At 34.6% G+C, this 18,810-nt stretch carries 18 protein-coding genes; 5 read left to right on the forward strand and 13 right to left on the reverse strand.

What is annotated here, in order from left to right:
- Positions 1–5 precede the first annotated feature (5 nt).
- Positions 6–1,226: an NAD(P)-binding protein gene (locus IPH52_02695; protein MBK7053950.1), complete on the reverse strand. Its 1,221-nt coding sequence runs from the start codon at positions 1,224–1,226 to the stop codon at positions 6–8.
- On the reverse strand, positions 1,223–2,767 hold the full coding sequence (locus IPH52_02700) for an NAD(P)/FAD-dependent oxidoreductase (GenBank protein MBK7053951.1): 1,545 nt from the start codon (positions 2,765–2,767) through the stop codon (positions 1,223–1,225). The genes IPH52_02695 and IPH52_02700 overlap by 4 nt, the downstream gene beginning before the upstream one ends.
- Positions 2,768–2,952: 185 nt before the next feature.
- On the opposite strand from IPH52_02700, the gene IPH52_02705 reads away from it, so the two are divergent.
- Positions 2,953–6,465: an HAD-IC family P-type ATPase gene (locus IPH52_02705; protein ID MBK7053952.1), complete on the forward strand. Its 3,513-nt coding sequence runs from the start codon at positions 2,953–2,955 to the stop codon at positions 6,463–6,465.
- 8 nt (positions 6,466–6,473) lie between these two features.
- Here the strand turns inward: IPH52_02705 and IPH52_02710 are convergent, their stop codons facing one another.
- The 4 genes from IPH52_02710 to IPH52_02725 all read right to left on the reverse strand — a co-directional run bounded on the left by IPH52_02710 (position 6,474) and on the right by IPH52_02725 (position 10,453).
- Positions 6,474–8,174 carry a tetratricopeptide repeat protein gene (locus IPH52_02710; GenBank protein ID MBK7053953.1) on the reverse strand — a complete coding sequence of 567 codons (1,701 nt, stop codon included), beginning with the start codon at positions 8,172–8,174 and terminating at the stop codon, positions 6,474–6,476.
- A gap of 360 nt (positions 8,175–8,534) precedes the next feature.
- Entirely contained in the window at positions 8,535–9,356 is an 822-nt protein-coding gene (locus IPH52_02715) for a 1-acyl-sn-glycerol-3-phosphate acyltransferase (protein MBK7053954.1), read from the reverse strand.
- Between the two features lie 424 nt (positions 9,357–9,780).
- Positions 9,781–10,020, reverse strand: coding sequence for a hypothetical protein (locus tag IPH52_02720; GenBank protein MBK7053955.1), 240 nt, complete (start codon positions 10,018–10,020; stop codon positions 9,781–9,783).
- Positions 10,021–10,024: 4 nt separating this feature from the next.
- On the reverse strand, positions 10,025–10,453 hold the full coding sequence (locus IPH52_02725) for an OsmC family protein (GenBank protein MBK7053956.1): 429 nt from the start codon (positions 10,451–10,453) through the stop codon (positions 10,025–10,027).
- A gap of 270 nt (positions 10,454–10,723) precedes the next feature.
- On the opposite strand from IPH52_02725, the gene IPH52_02730 reads away from it, so the two are divergent.
- On the forward strand, positions 10,724–11,473 hold the full coding sequence (locus IPH52_02730; protein MBK7053957.1) for a hypothetical protein: 750 nt from the start codon (positions 10,724–10,726) through the stop codon (positions 11,471–11,473).
- Positions 11,474–11,475: 2 nt separating this feature from the next.
- On the opposite strand, the gene IPH52_02735 is transcribed toward IPH52_02730, so the two are convergent.
- The 5 genes from IPH52_02735 to IPH52_02755 form a co-directional block, all read right to left on the reverse strand.
- Positions 11,476–11,640 (reverse strand): hypothetical protein, encoded by a 165-nt coding sequence (locus IPH52_02735; GenBank protein ID MBK7053958.1) that lies wholly within the window; start codon positions 11,638–11,640, stop codon positions 11,476–11,478.
- A gap of 3 nt (positions 11,641–11,643) precedes the next feature.
- The gene (locus tag IPH52_02740; GenBank protein MBK7053959.1) at positions 11,644–11,826 is read right to left on the reverse strand and encodes a hypothetical protein; all 183 of its coding nucleotides are present in this window, start codon (positions 11,824–11,826) and stop codon (positions 11,644–11,646) included.
- A gap of 62 nt (positions 11,827–11,888) precedes the next feature.
- Complete coding sequence (locus IPH52_02745; GenBank protein ID MBK7053960.1) at positions 11,889–12,530, reverse strand: hypothetical protein; 642 nt, start codon at positions 12,528–12,530, stop codon at positions 11,889–11,891.
- 1 nt (position 12,531) lies between these two features.
- Positions 12,532–13,767, reverse strand: coding sequence for an adenylate/guanylate cyclase domain-containing protein (locus IPH52_02750; GenBank protein ID MBK7053961.1), 1,236 nt, complete (start codon positions 13,765–13,767; stop codon positions 12,532–12,534).
- Between the two features lie 140 nt (positions 13,768–13,907).
- Positions 13,908–14,654: a glycerophosphodiester phosphodiesterase gene (locus tag IPH52_02755; protein MBK7053962.1), complete on the reverse strand. Its 747-nt coding sequence runs from the start codon at positions 14,652–14,654 to the stop codon at positions 13,908–13,910.
- Between the two features lie 51 nt (positions 14,655–14,705).
- Here IPH52_02755 and IPH52_02760 point away from each other — a divergent pair, with 51 nt between their 5' ends.
- Genes IPH52_02760 through IPH52_02770 form a run of 3 tightly spaced genes read left to right on the forward strand, consistent with a single transcriptional unit; the run spans position 14,706 to position 17,903 of the window.
- Positions 14,706–15,167 (forward strand): DUF4281 domain-containing protein, encoded by a 462-nt coding sequence (locus IPH52_02760; GenBank protein ID MBK7053963.1) that lies wholly within the window; start codon positions 14,706–14,708, stop codon positions 15,165–15,167.
- A 13-nt stretch (positions 15,168–15,180) separates the two neighbouring features.
- Positions 15,181–16,515, forward strand: a complete 1,335-nt coding sequence (locus tag IPH52_02765; protein ID MBK7053964.1) for a hypothetical protein — start codon at positions 15,181–15,183, stop codon at positions 16,513–16,515.
- Between the two features lie 11 nt (positions 16,516–16,526).
- Entirely contained in the window at positions 16,527–17,903 is a 1,377-nt protein-coding gene (locus IPH52_02770) for an FAD-dependent oxidoreductase (GenBank protein MBK7053965.1), read from the forward strand.
- A gap of 5 nt (positions 17,904–17,908) precedes the next feature.
- Here the strand turns inward: IPH52_02770 and IPH52_02775 are convergent, their stop codons facing one another.
- Together IPH52_02775 and ccoS are read right to left on the reverse strand one after the other, a co-directional pair.
- Positions 17,909–18,658, reverse strand: a complete 750-nt coding sequence (locus IPH52_02775) for a sulfite exporter TauE/SafE family protein (protein MBK7053966.1) — start codon at positions 18,656–18,658, stop codon at positions 17,909–17,911.
- Positions 18,648–18,809 (reverse strand): cbb3-type cytochrome oxidase assembly protein CcoS, encoded by a 162-nt coding sequence (ccoS, locus tag IPH52_02780; GenBank protein ID MBK7053967.1) that lies wholly within the window; start codon positions 18,807–18,809, stop codon positions 18,648–18,650. The genes IPH52_02775 and ccoS overlap by 11 nt, the downstream gene beginning before the upstream one ends.
- Between the last annotated feature and the right edge of the window lies 1 nt (position 18,810).

The raw sequence follows: 18,810 nt of genomic DNA on the forward strand, positions 1-18,810 counted from the left end.
TCCTCTCAGATCATAATCTTGGCAACCTCTGTCGCGGAAATGGCTGCACCTTCGTGTAATCCATCATAGAGATAAGCGCCCGCATAACAAGTATTATTCTCTCCATTTGTTATTTTAATTTCTTTCCTATATCTCATTGCTTCTACAGTATAGAATGGGGTTGTATGAATTTGTTTATGTAGAATTTTTTTCGGTGAGATCAGCTTTTCAATGTTATATCCCATAAAGTAAGATGTATTCATGTTCAGGCTTGCAATTCGATTCATATATCCGTTATAGCCGAAGTCTCCTTTCGAGCTTTCAAATATATCAAACTCAGAATAATATTGCAATGGATACTGCGCATAAAGAGAATTATCTGTGTGAATAATGGTTTTAATACGATGAGACTTCCAAGCGCCAAATCTTTTTTTCTCATCGCTTGTCGAATCTTTCAGGAGTTTCAATATCTGATCCGGTGTAGAAGCAAATACAATCTTATCAAAAATAAGCAAATCACCATTAGCCATTTGAATTTGGACTTTGTTTTCATTTCTTGTGACTCCTTGGATTTTACTTTTTAAAATAATTTTTCCTTTAAAGGATTCTAAAATTTTTTCAATATAAGTGTAAATTCCTGTGTGAATTGTATACCATTTAGTGCCAAAAGCATAGGTTTTGAAAAGGGACATACAAAGCTCGGCTGGATAATATCGATCAATTTCTTTATAAGGAACGGAGTGAGCATACATAGCAAGAGAGCGCATCCAACAGTGCAAAATTCTTCTGCTAAATAATTCCCCCGTTGTATATTCTTCGATATGCTTTGGCTTTAATTTTACCTTGATCTGTAATAAGAATAAATCAGGGAAAAGACTGATTAGCTTCAAATATTCTTTCGATTGACTCAATAAGCCTTTTACTTTTGTTTTGATTAAATTTCTTCCCAGATAGTAATCTCCATTGTGTAAATAAAGAGCTCCATTTCCCGGAAAACTAGATAGAATTACTCCCAAATCTTCCATGATTTTAAAGAAGGTTGGAAATTGATTATGCGCAAACTCTATTACTCCGTTATCAATTATAATATCTTCATTTAACGTTGAGTGTTTTACATTTTTATTTAAAGTTCGAATGTTTCCACCGAGTATAGAATCTTTTTCGAATATGGTTATATCATGCTTTGAATTAAGAAGGTGGGCGCAGAGCATTCCTGACGCTCCACCTCCGATGATTGCTATTTTCATATTGTCTCCATGGTGATATGATTGAAAAGACGTGCACCCGTCCAGAAGCCACCGTAAAAACCTGCGTAACCGGAAGATGCGTTACAGAAATATAGGTTATCTAAGGAGCTATTATAATTAAGCCGACCAAGCCCAATATTTTTCGGAGTAAGATTCGAACCATAGGAATGTCCTTCTGGACTCCAGCAAAATCTTTCATTCGTTGTAGGAGAGCCTGTCACATGAAAAGGAGATAGTTCCCGAAAATTCGGTATATATTCTTTCTCTACTACATCCAGAATAGAATTATAAATATAGCTTTTAGCTTCTTTGTATTTTTTTATATCCGTGATTTTTAGTCGCTTGAAATAGTTATAATTGGCTACAGTTAGAATTTCCACTAAATACCTGTCAGACGGACAATCACTATTATCCTCTGTCATGAGTGTGGGACTACAAAGAGCGAAAGAGGGAGAAGAGTAATTAAAGTCATAATACATTTTTCTGAATGATTTATTCAAATCGATATCGCAACTGTGAAAATTATTCCATTTTCCAAATCCTAACTCTTTTAAATCCACTCCAGAAACTACTGCATAGATCATAAAATTGGAAGGAGAATATTGATAAGAAAGTCTCTTTCGGACATCCTTTGAAAAATGTTCTATACCAATCATAGAAGCAGTTTGCTTGGGATCCATATTGCACACATATTCTTTCGCTTTGTAAACAGAACGCTCTAGTGGATTATTTGTATTTTGCGCTAAAACTTCTAAGACCTTACCTTTCTTGACTTCAATGCTAGTTATTTCTTTTTCATACTCGATAACTCCCCCATTTTTAAAAATAACATTTGCAAGTCCCTGGATAACACTTTCAAAATGATGCTCCGGGTAATAGGCTCCATTCATATATCCATCGAATAAAGAAAGCCATGCATAAAAAGATAAAGTATTCGGTGGTAATAAGAAATCCTGCCATTGTGAGGCTATTAGTGATTGTGCGGGGAGTGGAATATGAAAGTGATCAAATGCTTCTTGCAAAGTGGCTCCATAAAATGATAAAGCTTTGATTGCAGAACTCCAGTGATTAATTGAGTATAAAGTGCTTTCTTTCGTAAGATATCCCAATCCTTTTGAAATAACTTGCACCGCTTTAAAGAAACTTCGAAAGTCTTTTCTGTTTTCAGGAAATAAAACACAGAGACGCTCAATTAGAGTTTCATAATTTGCTGGAATGTTTAAAGTATATCCAGGAATTCGCATTCGATCAAACCCATCGGGATCTAGTCTCACAAATGGAATTGCAAGACCAATATGCTTTAGAACCCTGTTTACAAGCTGACCCTCTCCACATCCCCATACATAATGGAATTGAGCGTTAAACTTGTATTTGCCACCAGACTGTGTAAACGTATGCCCGTAACCTCCGGGTTGATCATGTGCTTCCAAGATTCGAACTTTTTTTCCTGAATGTGCCATTAATGCGCCAAAAGATAACGCGGATATACCGCTTCCTAAAATAAGATAATCGTCCATAGTTTTTTTATCAATGCATAACATTGAGACTTCACAACTCATTTTCTTTCTTTACTTTACAATCTAATGATGATTAATCTCACCCCAACTCAAAATAATATCAATTCTATCGCAGTGATAAATCTCATTGGGAAAATACAAAATAGAACTTTAAGAAGTGAAGCCATTCTTTATGCATGGTCGTAGTATAAAAAGAGAAGGAGAAATGTATGTTAGGCGAAATTCTTTCCCAAGATCAAATTTTCTTATTAGAAGAGGAGACTTTGCAAGATGCGTTAGGTATGATGCAATTGCATAGTCCCGGGTTTGAAAAAAAAGAAATTCTCTTTAAGGAATTTCTTCAATCTATTCAAAATCCTTACAACTATGTCAATGATATGATATTAATCCCTCATGTTCGTGTAGAAAAGATGAAAGGAATAAAAGCATTTCTAGGAATATTTCCAAAAGGAATTCTAGTTGGAGAAAACAGAATTCATATTTTACTTTTACTCGCTACACCCAAAGAAAAACCGTCCATTCATTTACAGGTATTACAAGGATTATCCTCACTTCTTCCCTCTATTCAAAACGAACTTCTGCAATGCAAATCCTCCAAAGAAGTCTTAGAAAAATTCCAGTCAGGAGAATCTACTGTTACACTCTCTTTTAAAAATATGACCCAAAAACAAGTAGAATTTGAGTTACAAACGAGCGCAGGTATTGGACTCACCTCAGAACAAGCAGAAGAAAGATTAAATTACTATGGATATAATGAAATTAAGAAAGTTTTAGGAATACCTTGGTATGCAAAACTACTAAAAAATTTCTTCAGCTTCTTTGCAATTTTGCTTTGGATAGCGGCTTTGCTATGTTATATTCCAGGTGTGGATATGCCTGAGCTTGGAACGGCAGTTTTCTTGGTGGTATTCGTGAATGGACTTTTTTCTTTTTTACAGGAATATAAATCGGATAAAGCAATAGAGGCTCTCAGTAAGATGATGGTGCAGCAATGCAAAGTTATCCGCAATGGAAAGTTAACGGAAATAGATGCGAACACTCTTGTGCCGGGAGATTTAATTAGTTTAGAAGAAGGGGATGTTGTTCCAGCAGATGCTAGAATTGTGGAGGCTTATGAAGTAGAAGTTGATAACTCCTCTTTGACTGGTGAGTCTACATCGGCTAAGAGATATAAGTCGGATAAGGAAATTTTAGTCCACGGAAAATTTCTTTGGATTGAATTGCCTAATATTTTGTTCGCGGGTTCTTCTCTGATTAAGGGAAGTGTGAAAGCGATTGTATTCGGAACTGGGATGAATTCTGAAATCGGACAAATCGCGGGACTCACGCAAGCAATTAAAGTAGAAGCAAGTCCTCTTCAAAAAGAATTAAATAGGACAGTTATCGCAATTTCCATTCTCGCCTTTGGAATTGGGATTAGTTTTTTATTTTTGGGTTGGTTCTTTGCTGGACTTACATTTGTTCAGGCTTTTATCTTTTTTATTGGAATTTTCGTAGCGAATGTGCCAGAAGGATTACTACCAACGGTTACACTTGCGTTGGCGATGGGCGTTTCAAGAATGGCGAAGCGAAATGCAATTGTAAAAAATCTTTCTAGTGTTGAGACATTGGGTTGCACAACTGTGATATGCTCGGATAAGACAGGAACATTGACTCAGAACTTAATGATGGTAACTGAAGTATACGCTGATTCAAAACGAATTGAAGTGAAAGGCTCTGGATATAATCCTGTCGGTGAACTCTGGCAGGGAGACAAAAAGCTTTCCAGAGATGATATTCTTAGATTCACAAGTTTAAAAGAATTGCTTACTTGTGCGTATAATTGCAATAATGCGCGACTGGAAACAAGCGGAAATGATATTAAAGTAATTGGAGACCCAACAGAAGGAGCACTTCTTACTCTTGCAAAGAGAGCAGGACTACAAGGAACGGCGCATCGAATCTTTTTAAATCCATTCGAATCCATTCGTAAAAGAATGAGTGTCGTAATTCACAATGGAAATTTAGGAAAGAACTTAGTCTATGTAAAAGGTGCCCCCCTTGAAGTATTAGAGCGATGTGAGTTTGTGCTTACTAAGGAAGGCATTATCCCCATGACGGAAGACTTGCGAGATAAAACCAAACTCGAAAATGATTCAATGGCCAAAAGAGGACTAAGAGTTCTCGCGTTTGCAATGAGAGAGTTTGAACAAATGGATAGCGACTATTCAGTAGATGCCGCAGAAAGGAAGTTAGTTTTCTTGGGGCTTGCTGCTCTTTCTGATCCAATTCGTCCAAATGTTCCAGCGGCAATAAAAGCCTGTCATACGGCAGGTATTCGAGTCATGATAGTTACTGGTGATTATGCGCTAACCGCAGAGAGTATTGGGAGACAGATTGGACTCGGGAGCGGGGGAATATTAAAAGTAATCACTGGAACAGAAATAGCTTTTATGAAAGAGGATTTGCTTTCTGAGCTTCTAAAAGAAGGTGAATGCATATTTGCCAGAGTATCTCCCGAACAAAAACTTCGAATTGTAACAGCCTTACAGAATCTAGGTGAAATTGTAGCCGTAACTGGCGATGGCGTTAATGATGGACCTGCCTTAAAAAAAGCAGACATAGGAATTGCTATGGGACTTCGTGGAACAGACGTAGCAAAAGAAGCGGCAGAAATTATTTTAACCGATGATAATTTTGCCTCCATAGTTTCAGCTATTGAAGAAGGAAGGGCAATATTTGAGAATATCAAGAAATTTTCAGCCTACATATTTAATAGTAACCCACAAGAGCTAATACCATTTATCCTCTGGATGTTAATTCCGGGTTTTCCACTTGTCATGACAGTGATGGGAGTTCTTGCTGTAGATGTAGGAACTGATTTGATCCCGGCTATGGGTTTGGGTATTGAACCTCCAGAGAGAGGTATAATGGAAAAGCCTCCCCGAAAAAAAACAGATAAACTTCTTTCTATTGGATTTGTTATGAGAAGTTATTTTGTGCAGGGCTCTATTCTTGCTTTTTCTTGCTTTGCTACATATTACTATTTTGTTTATACAAGCGGGTTTATGAAAGATGGATTTTCGTTCTTACGTCTTCCGCAAAGTCCCGCAAAATTAAACATGGATATTTCTACAGATTTTTATTTGCAGTCTCTTACTGCATTCTTTTTTCCTACAATTGCAACACAAATTGCAAACGTTATGTGCAAGAGGTCATGGAAAACATCCCTTTTTTCTAAAGATTTTTTACATAGTAGCGTAAGGGAAGGAGTTTTACAAAGAATACGAACTTGGAAAATCGCTCATTATTCTTATTCAATCAATATCCAATATACAATTGAAAGCATAAATAGAAATGAAACAATTCAAGTGCTATCAGTTCTAGTGAAAGAGCTTTTTTTATTTCCGATGAAACTTACTTTACTTACAATGTCTAATTTTGCAAAACCGTTAGATGGGTTCATTGTTAGACCAACTCGATTTGTCCTAGCTAGAGTTCTGGAGCGTTTTCCTTTTTTATTAAATCTTGTTTCAAATCCACTTATTATCGGAGGAATTATTTTTGAGTTAACTTTAAGTTATGCGTTCATTTATACTGACCTGAGACATGTGTATTTTTTTAAAGCAGTTCCCTGGCATGTATATCTATTTGCATTTCATGGTATGATTTTACTTTTAGTTTTCGAAGAAACGAAAAAGTATTTTAGACGTAAGGGTTATTTACTAGAATGGTTAGGATAGTTTTTAGGTTAACGATTCCTTTCCAATTCCCTTAATATACCAATCCTTTCCGCGCACCAATTAGAAAGTCTTGGTTTTTCTTTGGAGTATTTTTCGAAGAAACGAATTACTTGTTTAAAGTCAGATTTTGTAAGAGAAATTGTTCTTAGGTGTAGAATAAAAATATCTATAAAATTCAACTTTATCTGTTTGTAGTAATATAAAAAGAAATTTATTTCACGATTTGATTTGAATTCTTTATTTTTTTCTAGATAATCTTTTTCGAATTCTTCCCATGTTTTATTTAAATCAGATTCTTCATACGTTGTAAAATTTAAAAAAGCAGAAAGTCCCGCGAGTAAATTTTCTAAAGCCTTCTTGTTTTCTTTTTGTAAACAATGAGATTTGCTTAGATTTAGATAATTGGATGCGGTAGTTGCAATAGCTTTAATGTCATTTTGAGTTACAGTTTTTAGATGAAGAGTCTGTGCTTTTTCTAAGTATTCAATTGCTTTTTTGTAATTCTTACGCTCGAACCAAACTTCCCCATAAATCCTATGAGTATTTGCGATATGCGGTAAATCCTGCCAGAGGTCTTTATCATAGATAGCAATTAAGCTCTTAAAAAAATAATTTGCTTTGACTCTTTCCTTTTTCTTTTCATATAAAAAAGCGAGTTCATAAAATATTTCGAACCGAAAAGAGCGTTTTTTGTCGGGTAACTTTTCTAATAGGACAAGAGCTTTATTGTAAGCTTTTATTGAACTTTCTAAATCGCTAGCTCTCTGATATAAAAATCCTAAGTCTATATAGAATTCAATTAGCCCCTTTTGTGAATAATCTTTATTTTCCTCTGCAAAGGCAATCGATTTTTTTAGATATTCAATTGCTTTTTGGTAATCTTGTTTTATTTTATAAGTTCTACTAAGTCCATAATAAACTTGAATCATGCTATCATCAGGAATATTATTTTCTTTTCTGTAACGAATCACTTTTTCTAAATTTTCAACAGCATTTTTTTCATCGCTCATCTTAATATAAGCTTCAGAGATATATGAATAACATTGCATAACCTCAAAGCTATCTGATTTATATTTTCGTAATCGATACTCCAAGAGTTCCTTTCTATATTTGAGCGCTTGTGGGTAATCAGAATTATTCAAAGAAACATCTGCTTTGAGTTTTAATACTAATCCTTTCTCTTCTTTATACTTCTCATATATTGCAATGGATTTATTCAAATATTCGCTAGACTTTTCTAATCTGCCCTTGATTCGATAGCACATACCTAGGTTACTATAAAGCCAACCCAGAGGAAGTTGATTTTTAAAATCTAATTCAAGGTAAATATCTGTTGACCTCTGATAGTAAACGATGGCGGAATCATAATCATCTACACCAGAGCGCGCCAAGCCAAGCTCAGCATAATTTTCAGCCAAGTCTAATGTGTATTCCCCTGTTTCATCTAAAAATATTTTTTCTGCTTTGCGTAAACAATCATAAGCCTTTTCATACTCATCCATTTTATTGTAGGTGAAACCGATTTGATAGTAAAGAATGCCGAGCGGGTAATTGCTTAATTCTGAACCTTGTTTTGCAACAGCAATTCCTTCTTTGAAATAATCTATACTCTTCTGATATTCTTTTTTATTTTGCAATGCTAATGCTTTAGAAAGAATGCGAAGAGCTTTAAACGCTATTTTAATTTCACTAAATATTTGTATCCACATTTGCATTTACGCCGAATTATTTTTTTATTTAGACTAAGAAAAGTAATTTGTAATAACAAAATTTTAGACTTGCTAGAATTCATAAACTCAGTTTTAATAAAGCCATGCATTCTCGAAAATTGGATGAGTTTGCGAATCCTATTGAAAGTCGAAAGTATCAAATACATATGCAATCAATAATGCATCAGGCATGAATAATCATCGGATGAAAATTTATCTGTAATTTCCTTTTAAATCCTCCTCCCGCACCAAGAAGTAAGTCTCCATTAGCCCCCTAGCCTTTGACCTGGATTTCTCGTTTGTCTTTGAGTTTGAGATATACTTCTTTGGAAATTCCTTTACGCATAATGAATAACATTTCTAAACTCCGTTTGGATCGGCTGTATGATTCCACTCTAAAAGTTTTCCTTGTATGAATGTAATGATTTTAGGGTTTATATCTTTTCCGTTTCCTTCTATTTCGATTGGCTCACCAAAGCAGATATGAACTTTTTCTTTCCTGCGAATGGGACCGAAGTTTCGAGTCAAACTCATTTTACCGTTTCCCCAAAAGTCAGTTTTAATTGCGATAGGAAGAATTTTTACTTTTGCTTTCTGAGCCAGCTTTACACCAATAGAACTAAAATGTTCATGATCGAAATAGGGCTTTCTATGACCTTGCTGAAAAATAATGACAGAGGTGCCAGATTGAATTGCTGTAATTCCTTCATCCATTACTGCTTTCAAATCTTCTCTAGGATTTATTCTACCCAATGCAATTGGCTTGGTTGCTTTAATGCAATTTCCAAAAAGAGGCACATTTAATAAGCTATTCTTAACTACAAAAATTGCTTTTTTAAAAGGAAGAATTAAAATCGGAAACACCATCGTCTCAAGTGTGGACATGTGGTTGGAAATAAAAACGACCGGTTCCTCTTTAATTTTTTTTAAATTATCAATTCCCTCGATAGAAAATTTCGCACCCACATCTTCTAATAAATTATAACAATATAAACCATGCAGCATAAATTCTTCATGATGGTATTTATCTTTTTTTGCTAGCTTGGACATTTGGTAAGTAATGTATAAATAAACCCAAACGAAATATATTCTAGAGCCTAAGAACAATTTGTCCCAGAATATTCTGCGCCTATCGACTAACGTCTCTATTTTGTCGTTCACTAACAATTTCTTGAATTCCATTACTTCTTCTCTTCCCTTTTCATGGTTCATGCATTCCTCCGAGCTTAATTTACAGAAGCTAAACTAAATTTCGGTGTCATGGTGAGCTTGTCGAATCCATACTCAATAGAAATAGTATCCTTCGACACGCTCAGGATGACAAGAACCGAAAACCAATTTAGCTTTTGTATGTCTATTCGAATTGTAAGAAAATACCCCATTAAGTCCAGTGTTAAATGGATCGAGGGAAAAATAAAAGAAGGCTAATTACGCAAGAAATACAATCCGAGAAGAATAAATTTAATACTCCATAAGATTGTTCTTATCCAGTTTGTTTGGGTTAATTTATATATTAGAATTATATCTTTACCCTGAAGTAATTTTTCATGAATTGGAACTTGAATAAAAAAAGTGGAAAGCCAAATGAGGATAACAAGGATTAAACTTATAAGAGAAATAGAATTGAAAGCTTTATAAAGATTAAAAAAGCAAGAATTAATTCCATCAACATCAATGGCAATACGATAAAGGTAATATTTCTCTGATGAGAAATCATAGCACTGTGAAAAGTTTCTTCGGCATAATAAATAAAGCTCGGATAGTGCAGAACCTGAATAATCCAGATCAGAACGAATAGTCCAAAACTAATTATAAGCTCTAATATTTCAGGCTTTATTAGATTCATATAATTATCGAATGCTGATTTCAGGTATAATCTCAGTATTCACTGATTGAAGTATAAAACCATTATCGAGCGTTTTTTTTATTAACATATCGGCCTTTCTTTGATCCGAGGGATTGGTGATTTCAATTTTTAGTTTCAGAGTCTTCATCACAGGTTTATTGTTGTCATTTTTATCAACGATTAATTCGCTTGTGACATGCAGCTTATCAAAATTTAATTTTGAATATTCGGCATAAACTTTGAACGTTGCTATAAAACAATTTTGAAGAGAAAGAAGAAAAAAATCTTCAGGACTAAAAGTTCCACCGCATCCTTCAAACTCTTTAGGAACAGCACAACTAGTTTCAAAATTTGAGGATGAAACCGTCCATACATTTTGCATTCCAGAATTTGCTTCACTTACTCCATGAAAAGAAATTGGATAGCTAATCATAATTAACTCCTTATATTTATAGCCTATTTCGGCTAATCATATGTAAATCTTAAATTATCAGTATTTATACCATACGTCAAAAGAAAAGTCTCCATTAGCCTCTTACCTTTGACTTAGATGTCGCGTTTATCCAAGTTTTTTTAAGAAAATTCATTAATAAGAATTAATTTTACATTTTATCCTAGAGACAATAACAAAATTTAAAACTTTAAAAAATGATTTGATTTTACTATTGCTTTTTTATAAAAGAGTAAAAGGAGTAATCAATCAATGATTCAATTCATACAATCCCTAATTTTAATTTGCCTGCTGCTTGCTTTCACTAGTTGCAAAGGAAAGGTGGATACTGACTATTCGGCTCTCTCTGAAAAAAATCTTATCGGTGCTTCCTGGGAGTCAAATCCGTATAGTAAATTCGGGTATGCAATTTCTTTTGAGCAAGGAAATAAATACAAGATTGAATTTTCGGGAGAGGGTTGTGGGGAAGGCTGGATAGGCGAATATGAATTAAAAAGCCCAAATCAAGTTTTATTAAAAAAAGGAATCCAACAAGTCAAAGATTGTGGTTCCGATAAAGAAGAGATCGTATGTGATTACAAAAAAGAATCACAACCGGTTTACTATCAATATTATTTACAATGTGGTCAACATGAAAAGTATTGGAGTCCATTTGCCATTACCCCCTCGAATGTAGAAACAAGTTTTGAGGGAAACCAGGTTATTTCTCTTTCTGGAAAATCGGGAGTAACCACAGATGATGCAAAACTGAGAGCAAAGCCAGATGTAAACTCTAAGTCTTTTAATTGTAGCACGGAAATCGGAGGAGCGCCCGAGTCAAAACCATTCATTCCCAAAAATACACAGCTTGTTCTTCTTTTTAAAACCAAAGAAAAACAAAAAGTTCAAAAATGGGAAAATTATTGGTATTATGCTTATGTTCAGACTGGTTGGTATGGTGGATGTGACTCTCCAGATAATCAAGGTTGGATATTCGGTGAGTTCGTGAAAGAGGATAAGTAGGATTAATCTCTCTGAAAAAATTCATACAGGCTTAAAAGGAAACCAGTAATCCCAAGAATCATCATAAAAGGCTCAACAAATTCCTTGAATGGTTGATAAGTCGCAAGTAGCGTAATCGCGCATGAAACCCATAATGCGCCAAGTAGGAATAGTAATTTTCCACTCATAGGTTATTTTCGAGAAGCTAGTTCTTCTAAGAGGTTATGATCTTGGATTTGTTTTCTATCTAATTCATCTAGCTTCGTTTGAATATTTTTTAAATCAGACTTTTGCATTTTTCTCATTCCTGAATACATTAAATATATCCCAGAAAAAATAGCCAGAAACGAAGATGCAATAAATAGTAAACTCATACTACTTAGTCTAGTAAAAAATGAAATTTGGTCAATCTTTTAAAATGAAATTGTGTTCTTGTTTATTCGATTAAATTATTTTTTTTTCCATAAATAGTATCGACTGCCATGCTCATTCTAGATAAAGTCAATGTATAAAAATCAAGATTTGTTATAAAGCCTTCCTCTTCATAATAAATACCATCTTGCAGAATTATGAAGCCGGAGATTCTTACTAGATTATAGATAACCTTTTGAACACTCGCATTAAGACAAAGCTTTCTAATCTCTTCAGGATTATTGCCAGTAACCGCAAATGTATTATCAAACTTCTCATCTCCAATTAAAATATCTTTGGGATTGATTACTTTCTTAAATAACTTTTCAATAATTCCTTTTCTTTTTATTTCAATTCTATAAGGCAAAGGGTTAGTAGCTAGCATACAGATAATTATATAGGATCTCAGACTTCTACCACTTCCTCTTGTCTCGGCAGAAATTTCGACAAAGGAGTTCTCGTAATTACCAGAAATTTTCCAATTAGAAGGTTTGTTAAAACCAAAATCAATACCTTTAGAACTACTTATCCCGCCTTCATCTATGCTTTGAAATTCAAGCCCCAACTCGAAAGCAATAAACTTTATTGCTTCTAAATCTGCTTTCGCATACATGTATCGAATGAAGAAAAACAGTAAACTAATTAATATAATAACCGCAAAGGGCATCCTAAATCCTCTCCCTCACCAAGAAGTAAGTCTCCATTAACCCCTTTCCTTTTACTTGGATTTCGCGTTTATCTTCGAATTCAAATTTATCTTTGAGTTTTAGATAAACTTCTTTAGAAACATGAATTTTATCTTCCACACCGTGCGATTCCATGCGGCTAGCTGTGTTTACACTATCACCCCAGAGATCGTAAATAAATTTACTTTTTCCGATTACGCCAGCTACGACAGGACCGGTATGAATTCCAATTCGAACTTTGAAGTCTTTTAATTCTCTGGAAATTCCTTTACGCATGATGGATTGCATTTCTAAAGCGCATAACGCTACTGCTTCACAGTGGTCTCGTCTTGCTTCTGGAATTCCTCCAGCAACCATATACGCATCGCCTATCGTTTTAATTTTTTCCAAATTGTAGGCTTTTGTAATTGAGTCAAACTCGGTAAACAAATCATTTAACAGGGCAACTAATTTTTCTGGCTCCATAGTTTGGGATAATACGGTGAAACCCACAACGTCGGCAAACAAGATAGTAGCCTCATTTGTTCTATCGGCAATGACTGCACTACTTGCTTTAAGTCTATCTGCAATTACGGGCGGAAGAATATTTAGAAGTAGCGTTTCTGATTTTTGATGTTCGATTTCCAATAAGTCCTGGGCTTTGTGGAGAGAGTTGTAGTTATACAATGTTACAACATAAATCAAAATGCATAGTGCAACTAACGTAATCAGTCTGCCTAATTGAAAAAACTCTGGCGGTGCTTGAATGATTGGACCTTTGTTTGTTAAATATATTTCAATTCCTACAAATAAAACAAGCGCTGAGAGCGAAACTCTTGTAATATATTTTAATTGGTTCGGCGGATAAGTATAAAATGCCATTACACTGATTAACAATAAAAACAGGTGATTGTCGGATTCCCTTCCAGTTTGTAAAGAGTTACTCGCAACACAGAGCATAGCCGTATAAGAATAAAAAAGTTTCGCAAAGATATACCAATGTTTATGATTAAAATACAAAACAAGAATCCAGATGAGCGGAAAGAAAATCGAATTGAATACAATATATTTGCTAGAAGGATAATAAATTAATATTGGCGGTATAAGCGAGAAGAGCCAGATTCCAACTATCACCACAAGTGCATTTGTTAAACGAACATACTTTGCATCTTTCTCGTGTAATTCAGGGGTAATACCAATATTAGTAATCCTATTCCAAAGAGCTTTCAATGATTTCATAAAAGCGTATACTATTTTAAATTTACCATTATAGCAATCAGAAATTATTCAAAGTTTAAAAAAACGCTTAATACTCGTTATTCTTATAATTATAAAGAGTGACGTTAATTACGGAGCATTACTCTTTAACGATTGAGTTATTATATCTTTGCCTTTATTTTTTTTAATTTATCAGGATAATTAGTAAAAACGCCTGCGACACCAAATAAATTCATTTCACGCATTTCGCGTATCGTATTAACTGTATATACATAGACAGGAATATGCGCAACAGATGCTTTTTTAAAAATTTCTGTTTCCACTTGCGACTTATGCATATTAAGCGATACTGCTTTGACTTTATTCACGAAAGAAATTGGATCTAGTTTTATTTTTTTAAAATTTGGCTCGATTAGATAAGCGAGCTTTACTTTAGCGGATAACTCTCGCAGTCGCGTGAGAACTCTTGGTTCAAAGGAAGAGATTACGATTCTGTTAAAAAGCTTATACTTTTGAATGAGCTGCAATGTTTGTGACTCGATGCAAGAGTCAGAATTTTTTTTTTCAAAGGCAGACGATTTAATTTCTATATTTAAACCAATCTTGGATTTTTTAATTTGTTGTAAGACTTCTTCCAATGTTGAAATTCTCTGGTCTGAAAACTTTGCACTCCGCCATGAGCCAAAATCCAATATTCGTAATTTATCTAAAGTAAGATTTCTTACTTTGCCTTTCCCGTCACTTGTTCGATCAACCATGTCATCATGAATAACAACGGGAACTCTATCACGGGAAAGAGTTACATCTAACTCAATCATGTCAGCACCTAATTCTATAGCCTTCGCAAAAGCGACTTTAGTATTTTCGGGATATTTGCCGCTAAATCCCCTGTGTGCAATATTTTTCATGATTTCTCCTCGGATGTTAAAAAGTAGTTTATTTTAATCCCTATTCCTTACATGCATAACCTAAGAATAAAGAAAGGATTTTTTATGACCCCCGATCAAGTTTTTAAAATTGCAAATACTATCGTGCTTATCCCTTGGATTTTAATGGCGATCTTACCTAGATGGAGTGTCACAGAAAAAATAGTAAACTCTTATGTATTTCCTGCCTTACTCGCTTTCGTTTATATTTTCTACATAGGTATGAGCATAGGAAAAGCAAGTGGCGGATTTTCAACGCTTGATGGTGTCGCAAAATTATTTCGCAATAAGAACGCTCTTCTTGCTGGATGGGTGCATTATTTAGTCTTCGATTTATTTGTTGGAACATGGATATGGAGAGACTCTATTCAAAATGGAATGTCTCATTTCATACTTCTGCCTTGCTTATTCTTTACATTGATGTTTGGTCCTGCGGGATTCTTAGTTTATTATATCATTCGTTTTTTTTTAGTAGGCGCTCCGATTCAGTTTTAAACTATAAAACACAATGAAAAATAAACAGTGCATACTTTTTTATCTATTCTTTCTTATAACAGTTAATTCTATTTTTGCTGAGAAAGTAGTTACGACTAAGGATGATTTGCCGGATGCTTACTTTGGGCTAAAAGTAGGAGCTGTAGTATCTCCTTCCTTTGGATACAGACTACGAGACTCTTCTTCAGGAACATCCAATGCAAAGAAAGATGATCGCACTGGATTTTCTATGCCATGGACTTTGTTTATGGTAAGCAAAGAATGGGAAGATAAAAAAGTTACAGTAGAGTTCTGGGGAGAAATTCTTCGCTCTAGTGTCGTTACCTCGGACACAACAGCGGATAATAACTCTAAGGCGAATGCTTATATACTTGGAATCCGTCGAGCAAGCGTAAAGAAAAATATCGATGTCGGAATATTTAATCTTTCTTTTATATTTGGAATTCATGAACTACCACATGTTTATACTCAATGGAATGGATATTGGAAATGGCGCTATGTTGACAGAGCACCACTTGAATCACTTGGATTTTCTTCACAACCCGCAGACTTAGGCGGTTCATTTCTCATGAAGGTAAAAAGCTTTAACCTTCATGTAGGAGTGGTAAATGGAGAAGGATATAGAGATATGCAAAATACCAACTCTAGCGGATATGATGCTGTTAGCCGTTTTTCTTTCGAGCCCCAATTCGAAAAATTCAAGATGGGTTTTCATGTATTAGGTAGAGCGGGTAACGTTATTGGTGCTGCTGGTGATGAATGCCAAGAAGGAAAAACAAATTGCCTTGCTTCTGACAATAATCTTAAAACAAAAAAGGAAAGAGATCTCCGAGCACAACACAGTGAATCACTTGGGGGTGAATACACATTCTTATTCGCAAATAATATAAATCTAGGAGTCGGCGTTCTCTGGAAAAAACAATACAGAGGAATTACGATTGATAAACTCAACCAAAATACAATGCCTGTGTATCAATCAGATTTAAAAGATCGGGCATTCTACGCATGGATAGGTTTTGGATTTGCAGATTTTCAGTTTGTAATCAGAGGAGAGACTGGAAGAGGGGTTAACGGAGTATTTACCCCTGTAGCAGATAGAAAGAAATTTGTGCGAAAATCTTTTTTTGTGGAATATAATTATTCTGATTCAGTCCGCTTTGCTATTGGTGGTTCAGAACTTATCCAATACGATAACGAGGGACTCAGAGAAAGAACTTATGTAGATCCATTTGGAGATATTTCTACAAAAGAAAAATATAACTCTCAACTACTAAGCGGATCTCCAACAATCGTTGCATACTCTAACCACGATAGGCAATTATTTATAAAATCAACTATGGACTTTTAGGAAACAATATCATGAAATTAAATCGATCAAATTTTTTAAAAAAAGCGGCGGTGGGAATAACGGCAGTAACCGCTTTAAGCAAAACATTCGCTCAAACTTTGCCATCGGAAAAAAAGGCTAGTGGTGCTGCTATAAAGAAAGTAGCCATAGTAGGAGCAGGTCTCTCAGGACTCTATAGCGCCTATCTTTTAAAAAATGCAGGCTATGAAGTAACAATCATCGAAGCAAAAAATAGAATTGGTGGACGAATTCTATCTATTACTGACGACGAATCAAAATTAACTGCAGAACTAGGAGGCGAATGGATTCAAGAAAACCACTCTACAATCAAAAGCCTTTGCAAAGAATTAGAAATTGAATTGAAAGCCTACGTAACTGCAAAAGATATTCTTATTGGGGATAAATTCATAGAATCAAATTTAGTAAAACAGAATCCAGAAACAAAAGAAATCTTAAGAAGGGTTCTTTCCCTCTACGAAAAAATGTCTCCCGAAAAAAAACAAGGATTGGATAAACTAGACATTTATTCTTTTTTAAAATACCAGGGCGTAACCGAAGATGAGCTTTATCTACTCGAAATGAAATACAGTGCACTCTTTGGAGAAAGTATACGCATGGTATCCGCAGAAAAAGCAATTGGTATTTTTGAATTTCACGAAAATGGATTTCCATTTCAATACAAAGTGCAAGCTGGTTCTGATAGAATCATTGAATCTTTGAAAAATAAACTCAAAGGAATTAATTTTTTAATAGCCGATCCAATCATTTCTGTTGAGGATACTGCTAACAGCGTTAAGCTGAAAACAAAATTAGGAAAAGAAATTGCCTCAGATGTTTGTATCTTAGCCATTCCATCTACACAACTTGGCTCGATTAAATTCTTACCTGAACTCCCAAAAGACAAAAAACTTGCAATCCTTCAATCCCGCTTAAGTAGAATGACAAAAGGATTTGTGATTTATAAGGGCACTGATTATGTTCGAGATAAACTTCATGTGCAAAGTGACGGAACTTTTCAGAGCATTTATTCGGGCAACAAGAACAAAGCATTAAACAAAGGAATACTTACGTTAGTTGCTACAGGTGATCGTGCTGATGTAAGTTCAAGAATATCTTCTGAGTTCCAAAATACTTTTATTAAAAATAGCTTAGAGAATATAGAATTACTTTCTACATTAAAACTAGAAAAGATTCAATTGAAAGCCTGGCAAAACGAACCCTATATCGAAGGGGCTATTTCTGTTTATTCGACAGGAACCTATGATGTTAAGTCAATTTTAAAACGTAATCACGGGCGAATCCACTTTGCAGGTGAGCAATTAGGAAATCATAATGGTAGTATGGAGGCAGCACTTTTATCTGCCATCGAAGTAGTTAATAGTCTATAGCCGGCTTAGTTGTGATGGTGATCCACATCATCCACTTTTTTTTCTGCATCTATTTCTCCGTTTATAATTGGACTAGAAATACTATGAGATGAATGATTATGGTTCATACGAAAGTATACAGTGCTAAGACCGATAATGATTATCCCAATCCCGACAAGAGAGGCATAATCTTTTAAAACATAAGACTTAATCCTATGAAAACCGAGACCGAAAAGTAAAAGCCCTGGAAGGGTTCCAAGAAAGAAAGAACTCATTGAGATTCCGCCTAATAACGGATTACCGGTAGCAAGTGCCATAGCGAAAGCAGGATATAGAATCGCACAAGGCAACAATCCAGTAAACATTCCAAACACAAAAGAAAATAAAATAGTATGAGTTGATTTTCTCATAAACTCGATAAACGGAAAAAAGATTTTTTTGATTATCTTATTTGCTCCACTATCTGGAATTAATTTCTTATTCATAATAAGAGCAATGCCAGTTATAAGTATAAACAGAGTCGAGAGAATAACGGATACATTTTGAATTCTCGCTACCTCTCCGGATAAATTTAAACTAAATCCCAAGAAACCCATTAAGAAACCCATCAGTGTATAAGAAGTAAAACGTCCAAAATTATAAACTACGTTTGTGATTAACTTTGATTCGCCGATGATGTTGAGCATCCCAACAAACGGACCGCACATCGTAATACAATGAAAGGAACTACTTATACCATATATAAAGGAAGAGATGAAAATGATTTCATAACTCATTTTTTATTTCCTTTTCATCGTCAAAAAGAATTCTATACTTAGGTGCCTCGATGTCTTCAAACTGCCCATTCTTAACAGAAACTAAGAAGATAACTAATCCAGATAATGCTATTATAAATGCGATTGCAATTGTTAAAAATAAAGCTTCCATT

The sequence above is a fragment of the Leptospiraceae bacterium genome (genome assembly GCA_016708435.1).
In the GTDB taxonomy this organism is placed as follows: domain Bacteria; phylum Spirochaetota; class Leptospiria; order Leptospirales; family Leptospiraceae; genus UBA2033.

What these genes read in the sequence shown, in the direction of transcription:
- IPH52_02760 (MBK7053963.1), top strand. Translation starts at nt 14,706, where the DNA reads ATGCATAACCTAAGAATAAAGAAAGGATTTTTTATGACCCCCGATCAA.
- IPH52_02725 (MBK7053956.1), bottom strand. Translation starts at nt 10,453, where the DNA reads ATGATTAGCTATCCAATTTCTTTTCATGGAGTAAGTGAAGCAAATTCT.
- IPH52_02745 (MBK7053960.1), bottom strand. Translation starts at nt 12,530, where the DNA reads ATGCCCTTTGCGGTTATTATATTAATTAGTTTACTGTTTTTCTTCATT.
- IPH52_02755 (MBK7053962.1), bottom strand. Translation starts at nt 14,654, where the DNA reads ATGAAAAATATTGCACACAGGGGATTTAGCGGCAAATATCCCGAAAAT.
- IPH52_02740 (MBK7053959.1), bottom strand. Translation starts at nt 11,826, where the DNA reads ATGAGTTTACTATTTATTGCATCTTCGTTTCTGGCTATTTTTTCTGGG.
- IPH52_02720 (MBK7053955.1), bottom strand. Translation starts at nt 10,020, where the DNA reads ATGAATCTAATAAAGCCTGAAATATTAGAGCTTATAATTAGTTTTGGA.
- IPH52_02730 (MBK7053957.1), top strand. Translation starts at nt 10,724, where the DNA reads ATGATTCAATTCATACAATCCCTAATTTTAATTTGCCTGCTGCTTGCT.
- IPH52_02765 (MBK7053964.1), top strand. Translation starts at nt 15,181, where the DNA reads ATGAAAAATAAACAGTGCATACTTTTTTATCTATTCTTTCTTATAACA.
- IPH52_02700 (MBK7053951.1), bottom strand. Translation starts at nt 2,767, where the DNA reads ATGTTATGCATTGATAAAAAAACTATGGACGATTATCTTATTTTAGGA.
- IPH52_02735 (MBK7053958.1), bottom strand. Translation starts at nt 11,640, where the DNA reads ATGAGTGGAAAATTACTATTCCTACTTGGCGCATTATGGGTTTCATGC.
- IPH52_02750 (MBK7053961.1), bottom strand. Translation starts at nt 13,767, where the DNA reads ATGAAATCATTGAAAGCTCTTTGGAATAGGATTACTAATATTGGTATT.
- IPH52_02770 (MBK7053965.1), top strand. Translation starts at nt 16,527, where the DNA reads ATGAAATTAAATCGATCAAATTTTTTAAAAAAAGCGGCGGTGGGAATA.
- ccoS (MBK7053967.1), bottom strand. Translation starts at nt 18,809, where the DNA reads ATGGAAGCTTTATTTTTAACAATTGCAATCGCATTTATAATAGCATTA.
- IPH52_02695 (MBK7053950.1), bottom strand. Translation starts at nt 1,226, where the DNA reads ATGAAAATAGCAATCATCGGAGGTGGAGCGTCAGGAATGCTCTGCGCC.
- IPH52_02775 (MBK7053966.1), bottom strand. Translation starts at nt 18,658, where the DNA reads ATGAGTTATGAAATCATTTTCATCTCTTCCTTTATATATGGTATAAGT.
- IPH52_02715 (MBK7053954.1), bottom strand. Translation starts at nt 9,356, where the DNA reads ATGGAATTCAAGAAATTGTTAGTGAACGACAAAATAGAGACGTTAGTC.
- IPH52_02705 (MBK7053952.1), top strand. Translation starts at nt 2,953, where the DNA reads ATGTTAGGCGAAATTCTTTCCCAAGATCAAATTTTCTTATTAGAAGAG.
- IPH52_02710 (MBK7053953.1), bottom strand. Translation starts at nt 8,174, where the DNA reads ATGTGGATACAAATATTTAGTGAAATTAAAATAGCGTTTAAAGCTCTT.